Raw genomic sequence first — 17,101 nt, forward strand, 5'->3', positions numbered from 1 at the left:
ACATTCAATCAAAAATACTTTATCATGAAAAAACTTATCATTTATATTTTTATCATTCCATTCGTTATGATGGCATTTCTTTCGTGTGAAAAAGATGATCCGGCACCACCCCCGACCGTACGAATCTCCGCAGAAGCATCCGAAAATGATGTGTTTACGTATTATTTCAAAGCTTCTGTAGAGAATGCAAGCGCATATGCATGGGATTTTGGAGATGGCCGCACCAGTTCGGAACTCAATCCCGAGCACACCTATGAACAGTCGGGGACCTATGAGGTAACACTCACGGTGACTGGAGATGGTGGGGAGGCATCTGCTTCTATGGAAGTAGTGATTACCACACGAATGGATTTTTTGACAGGGGGACCGGACAATGAAGATGGCAAGACCTGGGTCTTGAGCACAAAAGCTTCTACAGGAGATGGTGCTGGTATCATCCGAACTAATTTCCCGAACAACATATTAAAGTTTCCGGACAATGTCCTGGCTGCATTTGGTGCACAGGCGGAGTATGACAATGAGTATACATTTAAGCATGATGGTACATACCAGGTCAATAATGTGAATGGTAATTTTTTGAGTGGTTGGTTATATGCGCTCAATGAATTGGGCCAATCAAAGATCGTTGCGACCTCTTCGTATGGAATTTTCGTCGTCAAAGAAGAGAATCCTGACAATACAACCTGGGAGTGGCAGACGGGTGATTTTGAAATTGATGCCACGAATGAAGTGACGCCCGGCGAAATTGTACATGAAAAAATCATCTTTGAGGACGTGGATTATCTGACATTTACGAATGGTGGATTTATGGGGATATTGGATTATGTGAGTACCGTGCTGATCCGGGAAATTTCTAAAGATAAGCTGGTGTTGTCTATGTTCCAGCATACCAATCAGGACTTTCCCGATAAACCATCTTTGTGCATAACCATGACTTTTGTTCCAAAATAGTCATTACGGAAATTTGTGAGGAACCAATGAAATTGAAACTAGCGGTACTTTTATTACTAGTGGTGTTATCTGCTTGTACGTCTTCTCAGTCTGACCAGGACATGGATCATTTTGAAGTATTCCGGGGTACGAATTTGGCACACTGGTTATCTCAAAGCAACCGGAGAGGGGAAGCCCGGGCAGCTTACATTACCCAGGCAGATATACAGAATATCAAGTCGATGGGATTTGATCACGTCCGGTTGCCTGTGGATGAAGAGCAATTGTGGGATTCGAGCGGAGTTCGCCACCAAGATGCATTCCGGTTACTCACACAATGTATAGAGTGGTGCGTTGAAAATGATCTTCGGATTATCGTGGATTTACATATTTTACGATCCCATTATTTCAATACGGGGGATAATCCGTTATGGACGGATCCGGTGGAGCAGGAAAAGTTTGTTGCACTATGGATGGATCTTTCCAATGCCTTGAAGGAATATCCCAATAATCGGGTTGCCTATGAACTGATGAACGAACCGGTCGCTGATGAACCGGACCAATGGAATGATTTGGTGCGAACCACTGTTGCCCGTATTCGGGAGCAGGAGCCTCGTCGTACCCTGCTGATCGGGTCCAATCGTTGGCAATCAGTCGCTACGTTTGAAGATTTATACATCCCGGAAAATGATCCGCACATTATATTGACCTTTCACTATTACGATCCATTTTTATTGACGCATTGGAATGCCAGCTGGACAGCATTGAGAAGTTACACTGGTCCGGTGCACTATCCGGGGGTCCTTTTGGAAAAGGAAGAATACGACCAGTTGCCCGATAGTATTCATGCAGTCATAGGGCCTTATAGGGTGCTGGAGTATGATAAATCGCATATTTTGGAGGAATGGAGCGCCGCTATAAAGGTGGCAAAACGCCATGGATTGGATCTTTACTGTGGTGAGTTTGGGGTGATCAAAAAAGCGCCCGACGAAGATCGATTGCGTTGGTACCAGGATATGATTGAATTATTTGAGGAGAACCAGATCGGGTACGCCAACTGGAACTACAAGAGTGATAATTTTGGCTTAGTGAACGGGGGTGGTCAGCCCAATTCGGTTTTGATTGATATTGTTTCCGGTGAGTAGCTTGAATCAGTGTGATCTTGAAATGGAGGTATTTAAACTTTTTTTATTTACCTTTAGAATCAGGAAAAATTGAACAGTATGACAACACGGAGAAAATTTATTAAGAAAACAGCACTTGGAAGTGCTGGTATGGCCTTGGCTGGCTCTGCGATGGCGATGCCCGCCAGCAGTTATAACCGAATTATCGGAGCGAATGACCGGTTGAATGTTGCTATTGCCGGATTGGGTCGGAGATACGGCGCTTTCGTAGAATCAATAGCGAGAAAGGAAAGCAATGTGCACCTGTCATATCTGTGTGACGTGATGGAGCACCAGCGCACCAATGCCCTCGAGCGGTTCAGAAAAAGCATCGACTACAACCCCAAGTTGGAAAACGATATCCGAAAAGTGATCGCTGATAGTGAAGTGGATGTATTGATCAATGCTACACCGGATCATTGGCATGCACCAGGTTCGATCATGGCCTTAAAAGCCGGAAAACACGTTTATGTGGAGAAACCCTGTAGTCATGATATGAATGAAAACGAACTACTTGTAGCGGCGGCGAAAAAATATGACAAGGTCGTGCAGATGGGGAACCAACAACGATCTTCCGACCATACTATCGAAGTGATTAAGATGATCCATGATGGGGCTATCGGAAAACCTTACAAAGGTTTGGCATTTTATGAAAATGGCCGGGGAGAAGTACCTGTGCAGAAAAAAGCACCGGTTCCTCAGGGTTTGGACTGGGAACTGTTCCAGGGACCTGCACCGCGAAGGGATTATACCTCCGAAACATGGAATTATAACTGGCACTGGTATGGGTGGGACTATGGTACAGCGGAAGCAGGAAACAATGGTACCCACGAACTCGATATCGCCCGGTGGGCGTTGCAAGTGGATTACCCACGACATGCCAGCGTGAGAGCTTTCAAAAGACAGTTTAAAAACGATGGCTGGGAAATGTATGACAGCATGGAAGCCACCTTTGATTTTGCTGACGACAAGGTCATTCAGTGGGATGGGAAAAGCCGAAATGGATACAACACTTATCGTGCCGGACGTGGCCGGGGGACGATTATTTACGGTACGGAGGGTACTGTTTTTGTGGATCGTTCAAAATATGAAATGACTGACCGAAAAGGAAAGATAGTCAAAGAAGGTTCCGGAGGAGGAAACGAAGCCGGAACTGCATTGGGTGGCGGTGGAGATATGTCCACCACCCACGTGATCAATTTCTTTAATACCATACGAGGGAAAGATAAATTGCAAGCACCGATAGATGATGCTGCGATTAGCATGGCCATGGTTCATTATGCCAATATGGCTTATCGTTCCGGCAAAAATTTTGATGTCAATGAGAAGAATGGTCAGGTTTCTGACCGTCATGCCAAAAAATATTGGAAACGAACGTATGAGAAAGGTTGGGAACCAACCCTTTAAGAAGAGCAAAAGATCGAAAGGATCAGGTGTAGTATTATTCTTGCTTTTTTGCATGGTTTTTGACCTTATTGCGAAGTGGGTTTTTATAATTGGAAAATCAATTTTATCTTATATGCCGAATTCATTCAGCGTTGAATGGCCGTATACATCACCCAATAATATAAGATGAAAAAATCACAAGATTCCCGAAGAGATTTCCTGAAGAAATCTGCAGTTACTTCCGCTGGTTTTATGATCGTGCCTCGGCATGTGATCGGAGGAAAAAATTATACCGCACCAAGTGATAAACTCAATGTGGCCGGGATAGGTGCCGGCGGGAAAGGACGGTCTGATCTGGCCAGTTTTGTGAAAGGAGGAAATGTGAATGTGGTTGCGCTATGCGACGTAGATGATGTTAATGCAGCCAAAACCCGGAAAGCATACCCGAAAGCACCTTACTACCATGATTTTCGTGAGATGCTGGACAAAGAGAAGGACAATATCGATGCCTGTTCGATTTCGACACCGGATCATACCCATGCTGTAGCTACTTTGGCGGCGATGGAACGTGGGAAACATGTCTATACCCAAAAACCATTAACCCACGATATATGGGAAGCACGTCAGTTGACCAAAGCTGCTGAAAAATACAAAGTGGTGACCCAGATGGGAAACCAGGGAGGTTCCGGAGATGGTGTTCGGAAAGGACATGAAATGGTGAATGCCGGATTGATCGGGGAAGTACATACAGTTCATGCCTGGACCAATCGACCGGTGTGGGCTCAGGGATTTTCTTTGCCAAAAGGGAATTTTGAAGTACCGTCCACATTGGATTGGGATCTTTGGTTGGGACCTGCCCAGTATCAAGAATATAATCCTGTATTTGTTCCATGGAGTTGGAGGGCCTGGTATCCTTTCGGAACCGGAGCTTTGGGCGATATGGCCTGTCACATCCTTGATCCGGCATTTCGCATACTACCGATAAGGTATCCATCGCAGTTTGAATGTAGTATTCCCAAAAGTTGGACGCCCGATGGCGAAGAAATCAAGCACCTCGATGGTTTCCCGCCTTCATCCATCATTCATTTGACTTACCCCCGCACGGATGGTAAAGGAGAAATCAAGCTTTCGTGGTATGACGGTGGTGTATTGCCTCCATTGCCTGAAGAATTGTTGCCTGGCGAAGAATTTGGAAACTGGGATGGCGGTGTGCTGTTAATCGGAGACAAAGGAAAGTTGTTGATGGATTGTTATGGAGACAACCCGCGATTGCTGCCTACAAAGTTGATGGATATGGTCAGAACGCCCCAAGAAACCATTCCCCGGGTGCCCGAAGGACACTATTTGCAGTGGGTGAATGCATGTATTGCCGGATACGGGAACAAAGAAACCAGTTCTCCATTTGAATTTGCTGGCCCTTTTGCCGAAAGTATTCTGATCGGAAATCTGGCGATCCGGAGCTGGTATCTGGATAAACCTGATGCCAAAGGAAAAGAATCTTATCCGGGACGAACAAAGTTAATGTGGGATGCGGACCAGATGAAAGTGACTAACTTTGATGAGGCAAATCAGTTTGTAAGGAGAAAATATCGGGACGGATACAGTCTGAATGTGTAGAATCCATTGTATCAGATGCAACAAACGAAAGTGACTCCGGAGAGAATCACAGTTAATTAGCAATTAGCAAAATAAATGATTTCCGGTCTCAGCGAGGTCGCACTATCTTTGCAGGTTTCATTTCCACCCTCCTTTAACACAAAACCGAACAAAAGGAAGGCATGAACGAATGATGTCCGCCAACGGAGGATCCAGGGACCATGGGATCCTGATGTCTACATCGACAATGCCAGGATTCCCAGCAGTATACCCAGTTCCATATCCGGATGAACGGAGGACCTTATGTTGTTAAGTGCCCGATGCAGGTGATTGCGTACAGTGAGCGGTGATATGCCCAGTTTCTCAGCGATCGTCTGATGAGAAAGACCCTCTTTTTTACTCATATTGAATATCACTCGTTGCTGGTCGGGTAATTTTGCAAGACATTGTTCCAGTATCTCTTTGTAATGCGTGGCATCCATTCTTTTTTCCGCTATGGGCTGAACTATATTTGACGGTTCGTTCCAGTAGCGAAACAAATAATCCCGATAGGTCTTATCGTGGCCTGCTTTCTTTAGGTGGTCATAAGCCCTGTTTCGACAAATGATATAAATGTAGGTATCCCAATTCCGGACATTTGTCAATTCCGATCTTTTACGAAGTAATGTTAAGAATATATCCTGGGTCAGGTCTTTCGCCAACTCCGGATCGCTTAACATTTTAATGAAAAAACCATAACATCTATCCCTGTATTGCTCAAACAAGAACTTGACGTTTGTTGATTTTTTCATAATAAGAGTTATAGATAGTATAAAAGCAAATATAAGACAATCCTAATAAAATAAAAACTTCAAAATTCTTGGCTTATCACTGGTATGTGTCCCACTCGAGGTCGTCCTTATAATGAACGGGATGATAAGTGCTCTGAACTGCAGTTGTGAATACACCCATAGTAGAGACGCATCCGAAAAAAGAACCAGTGGGAAATTACTATAAAAAACGACTCGAAAAATTAATGGAAAAATACCTTGATCGGACTTGTACGCCCGATGAGCGCGATGAGTTGTTGAAATACATCAAGGAATCTTCCGGTCCGGACGCACTGGATCTGATGGGGGCAAAAGCATGGATTGAATCCCGTAATCATGAAATTCCGGATGAATTGACATGGCATGAACTTAAAGAAACGCGTGCTGAGTCAAAGAAGCCAGCACTTCACGTTGCGTGGAGCCGGGTATGGAAATGGTCTGCGGTAGCAGCTGTTCTACTTGGCGTGTATTTCGCCACGACCTGGTCTGAAGATCAGAATGATATAGTGAGCTATGAAACGGGCTACGGCGAGCAACTGGAGGTTTTATTGGATGATGGGACCAAAGTGTATTTGAATGCGGATTCAAAGTTGACCTGGGATGAGGACTGGGTTCAAAATGGAATGCGAATTGTTCAACTGGAGGGGGAAGCTTTTTTTGATGTGTCGCACATTGATGTAGGTGACTCTGTGAGGACCAGCCCCGCTCGATCTCATGTCACTACTTCTTCCCGGATGCCCTTTGAAGTATTGACTTCAGATCTGAAGATTCGTGTTCTCGGCACTGCATTTAGTACAACCCGTCGACGGGGAAAAACTGAGGTGTTTCTGGAAAGTGGTAAAGTCGAACTCTCCTTGCGTTCACGGGATAAACAACAAGCCCATACGAAAAAGAACGATGTGGATCGGACATCAAAAGTGACAGGTTCCAACAATAAAACAGCAGCAGACGGTGACCAGGTGATCCACATGGAGCCGGGCGACTGGGTGAGTTATTCTGCCTCAGAAGACGTATTGGTTCAAAAGGTGTTTGACCAGAAAGAGAAAAAGAGTGAATGGAAGAAAGGCGTGCTAAGTTTTCGGGATGTAGAATTCCGGGTCATGCTGGAGAGCCTGGAAGATCTGTATGGAAAGAGCTTTGAGGTTGTTGACAAGAGCTTGCTGGCAAAAAGAGTCAATTTTGGGGTTCCCTTTAAAGATTGGGATACGGTAAAAGAAATGATGGAATGGATGCTGAGAATTGAGATTGTATCATTGGATGATACCCAAATAAGGATTAAAAAACAGAAGGGAAATTGAATGAATAGCTGGAATCGCTAAACGCCGCGGCAAGTTTTTTGACAGATCTTTTTGCCGCGATCCAATTCCCCTTTCTGTAATTAAAATTAATTAACATATGAAAATGCGAATTAAATCATGAAGGTACTAACATTTACCAAAGAAAAACAATTCATCAGGCTATTACTATGGAGCCTGGTGTGTATGGTGTGCCAGTTACCATTGGCACACGCTTCCCTGGCAGAGCCAGTGGATCGAATAGAGCTGGAAGAAGCGCTTCATGAAATTGGTCAGAAGTATCAGGTCTATTTTAATTATGACCGGTCTATAGCGACCAATATTACAGTGGACTATGAAGCAGGCAAGCATACCTCGCTGGAAGAAGCACTGGAATATGTGTTGGAAAATACAAATCTGGGATATCGCATCTTTGATGAGCGTTTTGTGGTGGTCTTTGAGAATAATGATCAGGGGATCGAGTCACTCAAAGAAATGATTGGGTTGGTTCAGGGTTTTGTGGACGAAAGAGAAACGGCTCAAAACCGTGAAGTCCGTCCAGTGGCCCGGTTGTCCACATTGTCCGCATCGGAGACCTATAAAAATCGGATCGTGTTTGGTATCTCAGGAACGGTGGTCGACGACAGCGGCGAGCCCTTGATCGGTGTCAACATTCAGGTAAAGGGAACAAATAAAGGAACATCCACCGATTTTGATGGGAATTTTACTTTTGATGATATCGATGAGAATGCGGTATTGGTGGTTTCGTATGTGGGGTATCAGACCCAGGAAATACCGGTAGCCGGAAAATCGACGGTCATGATCACCCTTCGGTCGGATTCACAGTTGCTTGATGAAGTGGTGGTAGTAGGGTATGGCACGCAGAAAAGAAAGAATCTGGTCGGATCGGTAAGTGAGGTGAGAGTAGAAGATATTTCCACAAGACCCGCTGCCAATATTGCTCAATCTTTGCAGGGTGCTGTGCCGGGACTGAACATAAAGTCATCTGCCGGCGGGGATCCGTCGAAGACACCGTCTATAAACATACGTGGATTTAATTCCATCAACGGAGGATCTCCGTTAATTTTGGTGGATGGTATCGAAGAAGATATCTCACACGTCAATCCGAATGATATCGAGACGGTCACCGTGTTAAAAGATGCAGAAGCTGCTGCGATATACGGAGCCCGGGGTTCGTTTGGAGTGGTTTTGATCACGACGAAGAGCGGTCGGGAAGGTGAATTCAAAGTGGACTATTCCAACAACTTCAGCTATACCACCCAAACGACCAGGACGGACTTTGTAACGGACCCATATGTATACGCCCAGGCCATTGATGCAGCAATTGGTGCATACAATGGAGCCAGTTATACCGGGTACAACGATGAGGATTGGGAGATTATCAAAAAAGTAGCAGCTGGTGAGATTGAGCCGTACCACGAAAAGCAGCCCAATGGAAAACATAAGTTTTATTACAAAACGGATTTTTATGATTACATGTTCAAGAAGTGGCAACCTGCGAATATGCACAATATTGCCATCTCTGGTGGATCCAATAAAATGAACGGATATTTTTCGGGACGGATTTATAAACGGGAGAAAATTCAAAATATTCAGGATGCACAGATGAATAGATACAATCTCAACTTTGCATTGAATTTTAAACCCTATGAGTGGTTGGAGTTGTCCGGAAAAAGCAAGTTTAGCAATAAATTTGATGAAGAATATGGGGGAACTAAGAACGGATGGGGCGATGTGTACGGTGTAAGTAGATGGCGCGATCAATTTCCAATTTTTCCACCAACCATCGATGGTATTGGTGTCAGTGTGGGTAGAACAGGCTCTGGCTATGTAGGTCGGATTGGTTCATTGCTGGCTGGAAACACCTGGCGCAGATGGAATTATGAGAATCTTACGAACACCCTACGCGCTAAGTTGACTCCAATTGACCGGCTTGAACTAAACTTTGATTATAGCAACAATATATCACGAACAGACAGATCCTTTAGATATGCACCCTTTGAATTTTTGTCCGGGAACCGGCTTAAACTTCAGACGGGAGGACTCAATCGACTGGGCGAATGGAGATGGAAGGATCAGTACAGTGCATTGAATTTATTTGGCTCTTATTCGTATGACGTAGCTCAAGATCATCATTTCAAATTGATGATGGGATACAACCAGGAACAATTTACCCGCGACAGAACAACAACCCAATCGGAAGGCCTGCTGGTCAGAGAAAAAGCGAATCTGGCATTAGGTACTGAATTGTATAATATTGATGGTTCTTCGCTTGACTGGGCGATTCAGGGATATTTCGGACGATTTAACTATGACTTTGCAGATAAGTATTTACTGGAGATCAATGCTCGGTATGATGGGTCATCTCGTTTTCCGGATGGAAGTCGTTGGGGAATCTTCCCATCTGTAGGTGTAGCCTGGAAAATGGATGAAGAGAATTTCTGGTCTGGTCTTTCCGATATTATACCGCTGTTTAAGTTGCGGGGTTCATATGGTCGGTTGGGCAATCAGAACGTAGGTGTCAATACCTTTAGACAACTGATTGGATTGGGACGGACGACCTGGTTAGAGAATGGTCAGAAACTCAACTATGCACGGGTGCCGTCGCCGTTACCGCAAAATATCGGGTGGGAAAAGGTCACCTCGTCCAATGTGGGTGTTGATTTTGGGTTTTTTGATTACAAACTGACCGCATCCATTGATTTATATGAAAGAAACACCACGGATATGTATCTTCCAGGTGAACCTTTACCTGCCGTATTTGGCGCTTCAGAACCCAAGAAAAATTATGCTGCGTTACGAAACCGGGGCTTTGAATTTAGCCTGGGATACAATGGCAGTTTTGATGTTATGGGTTCGAAACTTACATTTAACGTAAGTGGAAACGTCTCGAACTTCAAAGGCGTCATTACGAAGTTTGACAATCCCAATGGGCTGCTCAGTAGCTTTAGAGAAGGACAGGTCTTGGGTGAGATGTGGGGATATCGCATTGATGGCCAGTTCCAGTCAGATGAAGAAGCTGCACAGTATCAGGCCCAATTTGATAAAGTGTCCACTGATTTGGCTAAAGTGTATTCCTCGATATTCAACAAAACGTCCAACAGCGATTGGGATCACCTAAAGGCAGGAGATGTAAAATATGTCGATGTAAACGGTGATGGCCGACTTGATAACGGAAAGAATACCATCGATGATCCAGGGGACTTGGTTGTAATTGGAAATGCGATGCCTAAATTTCCATTTGGGTTTAATATTTCCTCAAAATGGAAGCAGTTTAGTATCTCTATTATGGGACAAGGCGTAGCAAAACAAGACTGGTATCCATCTGGCCCGATGTATTGGGCTACTTTTCACCGTCCTTATGTTTCTTTTATACGGAAAGATTTTCTGGATAACACGTGGACACCCGAAAATCCTGGCAATACTTATCCGCAAAAGGAGCGAGCTTACATTGCCTTGAATTCAGGACGTTCTTTGTACAATCAAAATGATTATTATCTGACGAACATCGGATATCTCCGCGTAAAGAACTTGACCGTTGGGTACACCTTGCCCCAAGAGTTCACGCAACTTGCGAAGATCAATAAGCTTAGAATTTTCTTTAGTGGAGAAAATATTATGACCTGGCGGTTTGGAGGATTGACCAAATACATGGATCCGGAAGTGGTGGGTTCATCTATAAGCTACTCCAATCCCAATAGTGCCAACTCCAGATATAATTCCAATACCGAAGAATATCCAATGGGGAAGACCTTTTCGATGGGCATCCAGGTCAGTTTGTAAATATTTAAGATAAAATGAAATCTCATACAATGAAAAATTTAATACAACCAATCATTTTTGCACTTGTGGCCATTTCCTTTTGGGGGTGTCAGGACGATTTTTTAAATCGGCCACCCAAGGATGGTGTAGAACTTAATGAGTTTTTTAATACAGCGAACGATCTCGAGGTTGCCGTCAATGACCTGTATTCTATTTTGCCCGGAGATGGCTTGTACGATGATGATGCCAGCACGGACAATACTTTAAGGGAGACGATATCCAGTCGGATAAAAGGGTCGCGTACAGTGCCGACCCGGAAAGGCAGCGGAGGATGGTCTTGGAGTCAACTGCGCAGAATTAACTTCGTACTGGAGAACTATCACCGGGTGGACAACGAGGCTGCCAAAGCAAAATATTCGGGTATTGCCCGTTTTTTCAGAGCATACTTTTATTTTGAAAAAGTCAAGCGTTTTGGGGATGTTCCGTGGTACGATATGGTATTGGAAGTAGGGGATGAGGGCTTATATAAAGCCAGGGACTCCCGGGAGTTTGTGATGGACAAAGTAATGGAGGACATCAATTATGCGATTGAAAATATACCCGCCGAAAAGAAATTGAATCGCATCACCAAGTATACTGCGATGATCCTGAAGGCCAGAATCGGACTTCATGAAGGAACCTTTCGTAAGTATCACAATTTAGGCAACCACGAGAAGTTTTTACAAGCTGCAGCGGCAGCAGCTAAGGACTTGATTGACTCCGGTGCGTATACCTTGTTTACGGCCGGAGGGAAGGATTTTTCTTATCTGGAATTGTTTGCTCGGAATACCCAGGATGACGTCGAAACCATTTTATCCGCAGTGTACACGCCCAGCGACAGAAGACATGACTTGGCTTATTGGCGAACCTCTCCTACGCTGGGAGCCCTGGGCTTGACTAAAGATTTGATCAACAGTTATCTAATGACGGATGGGAGTCGTTTTACGGATCAAGAGGGGTATGAAACGATGGGATTCTATGATGAAATGCAAAATCGGGATCCCCGGTTGACTCAAACCACCGCCGGACCAGAATATTCGGTATATGGAGAGAGCGGCCGGGAACCTGTTGATATGTCAATCACACGAACAGGCTACCGGGTAATTAAGGCTTTACCGACCCGTGACCAATGGGGATTTGGTGCTTCAGTAAATGATATAATCATTTTCAGATATGCGGAAGCTTTATTGATTTATGCAGAAGCAAAAGCAGAGTTGGGAACGCTCACTCAAGACGATCTTGATATTTCGATAAACAAACTGAGAGATCGTGTCGAAATGCCCCATCTCATTTTGGCAGACGCTAATGCAAACCCCGATCCATATCAGGAATCGTTGTACCCCAATGTAGATCAAGAGGGCAACAAGGGTGTTATACTGGAAATTCGCCGGGAACGAAGAATTGAACTGGTGCAGGAAGGTTTGAGGTGGGATGACCTGATGCGATGGAAGGAAGGTGAAAAAGTGGAGAAGCCTATGCTTGGGATTTACTTCTCAGGACTTGGGGCACATGATTTTAATAATGACGGAGTGGCTGATGTGTATATTTATGATGGAGATGATTCAGGCGCTCCCAGCGAAGTAACAGCCCGCATCGATATCAATGAGCGTCCGCTACGGGATCCGATTACCGGTGTGACCGGGGGCACCTCCGGAAATATTGATCCATTTCCACAAAGAGGTTCGTTTGATGAAAATCGAGATTATTACTATCCCATACCGATCGAGGACATTAACTTGAACGACAACCTGGAGCAGAATCCCGGCTGGGTCAGATAAGTGCCCGTTGCCTAGGGAAGATTCTGTAGGGTCCTAATAGTACATTTATGCTAAAATTCACGTGGTGTTTGATTTTGACAAGTCTTTTCACTTTAATTGGAAAAAACGGATTTTCACAATCCGAAATGCCCAATATTATTGTGATTTTGACCGATGATATGGGGTATTCTGATCTGGGCGTTTATGAGGCGCCGAGAATTAGAACGCCCCATTTGGATCGATTGGCAGAAGAAGGGATGCGATTTACATCTTTCTATGCAGAGAATTTTTGCTCTCCCTCCCGAGCTGCACTCCTGACCGGGAGCTATGCGTACCGCGTGGGGGTATCAACCGTGTTTTGGCCCGATTCGAAGACCGGACTGAGTTCAGATGAAATAACCATCGCTGAAATATTGAAAGACAAAGGATATGCCACCGGGATCATAGGAAAATGGCATCTGGGGCATGAAAAGCCTTTTTTACCTACAAGTCAGGGATTTGATTACTATTTTGGAATTCCATTTAGTAATGATATGGGGCTCAATGTACGGGCCGGCAAAGGACCTTATAAAGCCACTCCGATCATGCGCAATGAAGAAGTCATCGAGCGTGGACCGGATCAGGCATTATTGACAAAGCGCTATACAGAAGAAGCGGTACAGTTTATAACGGAAAATAGGGATAATCCTTTTTTTCTATATCTGCCTCATTCGATGCCGCACGCTCCGATAGCAGCCAGCGAGCAGTTCAGGGGAAAATCAGACTTCGGACTTTACGGTGATGTGATTGAGGAACTGGATTGGAGCACGGGGCAGATAATGACAACGCTTGAAGAGCTGGGGTTAAAAGAGAATACGCTTGTTGTGTTTCTTTCTGATAATGGCCCCTGGCTTCAGAAAGGTGCCCATGGTGGATTGTCTATTCCATTCTATGAAGGAAAAGGGACGACTTGGGAAGGTGGACACCGGGTTCCGGCTATATTTCATTGGCCGGCAAAAATTCCGGGCAACACGGTCAACCATGAATTGGCCACCATTATGGATTTATTTCCTACGGTCGCTCAAATCGTCGGAGCTCCAGTTCCGGAAGATCGCGTCATTGATGGCAAGAACATACTGCCTTTGCTCGAAGAACAGACCGTCAAATCACCTTACGATGTTTATTTTTATTACCGGCTAAAGAAATTGCAAGGGATACGGGTGGGGAATTGGAAATTACTGCTGGCGGGGAATAGAAGAGACTACAACAATGTCAACTATGACTATTCAAAAGATAATTTTAATTACCACGTAGAAGAAGCGCTGTATGATTTGAGCGTCTCTCCCAACGAACAGCGGAACGTGGTCAAGGATTATCCGGAGGTGGTCAAGGATCTGAAACAAAGGATTAAGGAGCACAAAAGAGAAATGAAACAGAATTCACGGCCCCTTGGTTCTGTGAACTAATGTTTTTTACTTGGTTGGGTTGCTGTTTTCAGAAAAACTAACCTCATGTGATACTCAATATCCTTGGGAACTATTCGGATAATATGATTAAATTAGCTTAAAAGGACATCAGAACAAACAATATAATGCGGTAAATTATAAGGTATGGTTAAATGATCAACTCTAGAAGTTTTAGGAATAAAAGGGGAACTCTAAATTTGTTTTATGTTTCTTTTGTATTGGTGTTCTTTATAGCAACATCAAATTTTCTTAAAGCGGTAAATTTCAAAGAAGAAGTAAAACCCAAAGGATTTTTGATTTCAGTCGACGAACTGGACGAGATCAGTATGAAGGCTGAATCCAGGATAGAGCCGCACTATTCAAATGTCATTGACTTTTTAGGTTATATCGATAGTGTATTGGAGGAGTCAAAAAACTGGTCACCGCTTACGGGTGAAGTTGTTGTTCTTGGAAGATCGTCACGAGATCCTGTTCAGCTGAGCTCTCAGGGGGGGAAGTTAGTATACGGATTGGCCATTGCGTGGCACCTTACCAATAATATAGGATACGCGGAACATTGCAGGCGGCTTATATTAGACCTTACGGATACTTTTGGATATCGAAATCAAGAAGAAGCTCAATTTCACTGGGGCGCACAAGGCATTTTGAATCTGGCTCGTGGGGGAACCCCCTATATTTATGCGGCCGATTTACTGGAAGGCTGGGAAGGCTGGTCTGCAGATGATAAATTGACCTACCAGGTATGGTTGAGGGATGTGCAATATCCCAAAGTAGCCTGGGCAAGTCGTTTTCGAAAGAATAACTGGGGAGTGGCCGGATCGTTTTCAGCATCGGCCATTGCGTATTATCTTATGGACCAACCGGATTGGGCACTTCAAGAATATGAACCCACTAGGTTGAGGTTGTCGCCAAAGGAAGCATTCAAGGTGCACAATAATTTGCAAAGAAAACGGCAATCTACTTCGGATGAATGGAAAATGGATGCAAAAACATTTCTCTGGGGAATTCGACCCAATGGAGCTATTCCTGAAGAAATTCGCAGAGGAAATGACCCTGTAGATGGTGACTACCTGCCATCTGAAGGGAGTGGTACGCATTATTCAATGACCTATATTGAACACCTTACAGCTCACGCTGAATTTTTGCATCGAAGAGGCGATAATTCACTTTATGAAAACATCGAATCTGATGGGTCTGGGTCTTTACTTCGTGCTTATCTTTTTTTGATTGATAATCCATTGGGCTCCCACTGCTTTACGGCTGGCAGAAGAAATGCTTTGTATATGGCCTACAGCTATTATAAACATCCCGCTTTATTGCACTCCATCCAAGCGTGTGGAAAAAGTAATATTGCAGGCCAGCGTCTGGCACTTTTCGGACGTCTGACTCACTCGTTTTTTTATTGAGGGTATAAACGGTACGGTGGTGTTTACACTGAAAAAATGTTAATAGCTTATTGCTCAAAGCCTTGCAGCATAGAAATGAATCATGATAAGGAATCTAAAAATGTTATTTTTACTGATCCTGATAACCCTGGCCATCGTTGCACCGGCTCAGGAAAACAAAGCTTTGAGCCAACAAGGTCTTATTGAAATTGATAATCTGTCTGACTTGCGAATCTATGCTAAAAAAAACGGTGTAGAAGTAAAATTAAAACCCGGCAATTACCAAATAGACGAGGCCAAAAGCATCCGATTCATGCAGTTTGCCGGACACAATTCGTATTTCGATTTGAGAAATTGCCGGTTTATGGTGGATACCCGGTTGTTTAGACGAACTGATCTCAAAAGAAGTGAGGACGGGAACAACATGTATAGTGCGATCGAAATTTCCGGCAACAATGTTACTTTGGAAGGACTGTACCTTGAAACCTATGGTGGTCATTCCGGAAGGCAAAGCAAAAATAAAATGGTCAACATTGTGGGGGAAGATGTTACACTGAAAAACATGGAGGTGCGAACTGCCGGGTCAAGCCCCTGGGGGTACGGTAGTTTGTATGGACTGGGTGGTGGCGTAGTGCGCAAAATGAATGGTATCCGCATCGGTTATCCGGCAAAAAATGTAAAGCTGATGGGTTGCAAAGTACACATGCGTGCCATGGGACATGCCATTTTTTTACAAGAAACACCTTAATCGAAGATTGCCATGTAGATGGATTGCTGTGTACCACGGATGCAATTCTAGCTGAAAAATCGGGTTATGGCTTTGAAAGAGATTTTTATGCCGATAAAGGCGGTTACATTGAAGGTGTGACCGTAGCAGAAGATGGAAAGATTGTACCCGGTGAAATTATATCACTGAGCGAAGACGGCATCAGAATATACCCCGAATACAGCGGACATCCGACTAAAAATACCACCATAAAAAATTGCACGGTATTTCAGATGCGACGGGGTATTTGTACAGGACTAGGTTCTTCAGGAGATAAGATTATGAATTGCGAGGTGCGAAATTGTGTCGCAACGGGGTTTAACGTGGGCAACAAAGACACTTTAATCAATTGTAGAGCCGATGCTAAATTCTCCGAAGCGTTTTGTGTCCCATACCGTCATGCGGAAAATGCTTTTGTTCAAATGGAAATAATGGACTCCAGAAACGGGAAGGCGAACAAATTGCTGGCAGCGATAAACGGTTCTGGACATCATGTGGTAATAAAATCTGTCAATCCTTCCTTTGTTCCTGATTCTTTGAAGATAGAACTGTCAAGCAGAAGTGGCTATTCATATTATCAGCGTTCAGGCGTAAGTGCCTCGAAAATTAAATTGGAAAATCAAACGTCAGCAAAAGTACTGCTGTTGCCGGGGGCTGTCAATGTTGAAGTTGAGAGTAATGCGCCGGTCATCGATGCCAGGGAAAAGTGAAGGACACCTCCGAGTAACGTAATCTATCACAGGTTTTTTGACAAGAGTATTGGCTGTT

At 44.2% G+C, this 17,101-nt stretch carries 12 protein-coding genes; 11 read left to right on the plus strand and 1 reads right to left on the minus strand.

What is annotated here, in order from left to right:
• Positions 1-24: 24 nt before the first annotated feature.
• From KUV50_RS13270 to KUV50_RS13285, 4 genes are all read left to right on the plus strand, one after another.
• A complete protein-coding gene (locus tag KUV50_RS13270; RefSeq protein ID WP_222580654.1) occupies positions 25-951 on the plus strand; it encodes a PKD domain-containing protein in 927 nt (308 codons plus the stop codon).
• Positions 952-977: 26 nt separating this feature from the next.
• Positions 978-2,075: a glycoside hydrolase family 5 protein gene (locus tag KUV50_RS13275; RefSeq protein WP_222580655.1), complete on the plus strand. Its 1,098-nt coding sequence runs from the start codon at positions 978-980 to the stop codon at positions 2,073-2,075.
• 78 nt (positions 2,076-2,153) lie between these two features.
• Positions 2,154-3,500 carry a Gfo/Idh/MocA family protein gene (locus tag KUV50_RS13280; protein ID WP_222580656.1) on the plus strand — a complete coding sequence of 449 codons (1,347 nt, stop codon included), beginning with the start codon at positions 2,154-2,156 and terminating at the stop codon, positions 3,498-3,500.
• 165 nt (positions 3,501-3,665) lie between these two features.
• Positions 3,666-5,096, plus strand: coding sequence for a Gfo/Idh/MocA family protein (locus tag KUV50_RS13285; RefSeq protein ID WP_222580657.1), 1,431 nt, complete (start codon positions 3,666-3,668; stop codon positions 5,094-5,096).
• 215 nt (positions 5,097-5,311) lie between these two features.
• On the opposite strand, the gene KUV50_RS13290 is transcribed toward KUV50_RS13285, so the two are convergent.
• Positions 5,312-5,866 carry an RNA polymerase sigma factor gene (locus KUV50_RS13290; RefSeq protein ID WP_222580658.1) on the minus strand — a complete coding sequence of 185 codons (555 nt, stop codon included), beginning with the start codon at positions 5,864-5,866 and terminating at the stop codon, positions 5,312-5,314.
• A gap of 146 nt (positions 5,867-6,012) precedes the next feature.
• Between KUV50_RS13290 and KUV50_RS13295 the strand changes: the two genes are divergently transcribed.
• The 7 genes from KUV50_RS13295 to KUV50_RS13325 all read left to right on the plus strand — a co-directional run bounded on the left by KUV50_RS13295 (position 6,013) and on the right by KUV50_RS13325 (position 17,043).
• Positions 6,013-7,182 carry a FecR family protein gene (locus KUV50_RS13295; protein ID WP_222580659.1) on the plus strand — a complete coding sequence of 390 codons (1,170 nt, stop codon included), beginning with the start codon at positions 6,013-6,015 and terminating at the stop codon, positions 7,180-7,182.
• Between the two features lie 117 nt (positions 7,183-7,299).
• Positions 7,300-10,962, plus strand: a complete 3,663-nt coding sequence (locus KUV50_RS13300; protein ID WP_222580660.1) for a SusC/RagA family TonB-linked outer membrane protein — start codon at positions 7,300-7,302, stop codon at positions 10,960-10,962.
• Positions 10,963-10,991: 29 nt separating this feature from the next.
• On the plus strand, positions 10,992-12,758 hold the full coding sequence (locus KUV50_RS13305) for a RagB/SusD family nutrient uptake outer membrane protein (protein WP_222580661.1): 1,767 nt from the start codon (positions 10,992-10,994) through the stop codon (positions 12,756-12,758).
• A gap of 125 nt (positions 12,759-12,883) precedes the next feature.
• Positions 12,884-14,182 carry a sulfatase gene (locus KUV50_RS13310; RefSeq protein WP_222580662.1) on the plus strand — a complete coding sequence of 433 codons (1,299 nt, stop codon included), beginning with the start codon at positions 12,884-12,886 and terminating at the stop codon, positions 14,180-14,182.
• A gap of 152 nt (positions 14,183-14,334) precedes the next feature.
• On the plus strand, positions 14,335-15,588 hold the full coding sequence (locus KUV50_RS13315; RefSeq protein WP_222580663.1) for an alginate lyase family protein: 1,254 nt from the start codon (positions 14,335-14,337) through the stop codon (positions 15,586-15,588).
• Positions 15,589-15,670: 82 nt separating this feature from the next.
• The gene (locus KUV50_RS13320) at positions 15,671-16,315 is read left to right on the plus strand and encodes a hypothetical protein (RefSeq protein ID WP_222580664.1); all 645 of its coding nucleotides are present in this window, start codon (positions 15,671-15,673) and stop codon (positions 16,313-16,315) included.
• Complete coding sequence (locus tag KUV50_RS13325) at positions 16,258-17,043, plus strand: hypothetical protein (RefSeq protein WP_222580665.1); 786 nt, start codon at positions 16,258-16,260, stop codon at positions 17,041-17,043. Before KUV50_RS13320 ends, KUV50_RS13325 begins: the two co-directional genes overlap by 58 nt.
• Positions 17,044-17,101: the final 58 nt, after the last annotated feature.

The sequence above is a fragment of the Membranihabitans marinus genome, from assembly GCF_019802045.1.
GTDB classification, from domain to species: domain Bacteria; phylum Bacteroidota; class Bacteroidia; order Chitinophagales; family Saprospiraceae; genus Membranihabitans; species Membranihabitans marinus_A.

What these genes read in the sequence shown, in the direction of transcription:
- KUV50_RS13310 (WP_222580662.1), top strand. Translation starts at nt 12,884, where the DNA reads ATGCCCAATATTATTGTGATTTTGACCGATGATATGGGGTATTCTGAT.
- KUV50_RS13275 (WP_222580655.1), top strand. Translation starts at nt 978, where the DNA reads ATGAAATTGAAACTAGCGGTACTTTTATTACTAGTGGTGTTATCTGCT.
- KUV50_RS13300 (WP_222580660.1), top strand. Translation starts at nt 7,300, where the DNA reads ATGAAGGTACTAACATTTACCAAAGAAAAACAATTCATCAGGCTATTA.
- KUV50_RS13290 (WP_222580658.1), bottom strand. Translation starts at nt 5,866, where the DNA reads ATGAAAAAATCAACAAACGTCAAGTTCTTGTTTGAGCAATACAGGGAT.
- KUV50_RS13270 (WP_222580654.1), top strand. Translation starts at nt 25, where the DNA reads ATGAAAAAACTTATCATTTATATTTTTATCATTCCATTCGTTATGATG.
- KUV50_RS13320 (WP_222580664.1), top strand. Translation starts at nt 15,671, where the DNA reads ATGATAAGGAATCTAAAAATGTTATTTTTACTGATCCTGATAACCCTG.
- KUV50_RS13315 (WP_222580663.1), top strand. Translation starts at nt 14,335, where the DNA reads ATGATCAACTCTAGAAGTTTTAGGAATAAAAGGGGAACTCTAAATTTG.
- KUV50_RS13305 (WP_222580661.1), top strand. Translation starts at nt 10,992, where the DNA reads ATGAAAAATTTAATACAACCAATCATTTTTGCACTTGTGGCCATTTCC.
- KUV50_RS13285 (WP_222580657.1), top strand. Translation starts at nt 3,666, where the DNA reads ATGAAAAAATCACAAGATTCCCGAAGAGATTTCCTGAAGAAATCTGCA.
- KUV50_RS13280 (WP_222580656.1), top strand. Translation starts at nt 2,154, where the DNA reads ATGACAACACGGAGAAAATTTATTAAGAAAACAGCACTTGGAAGTGCT.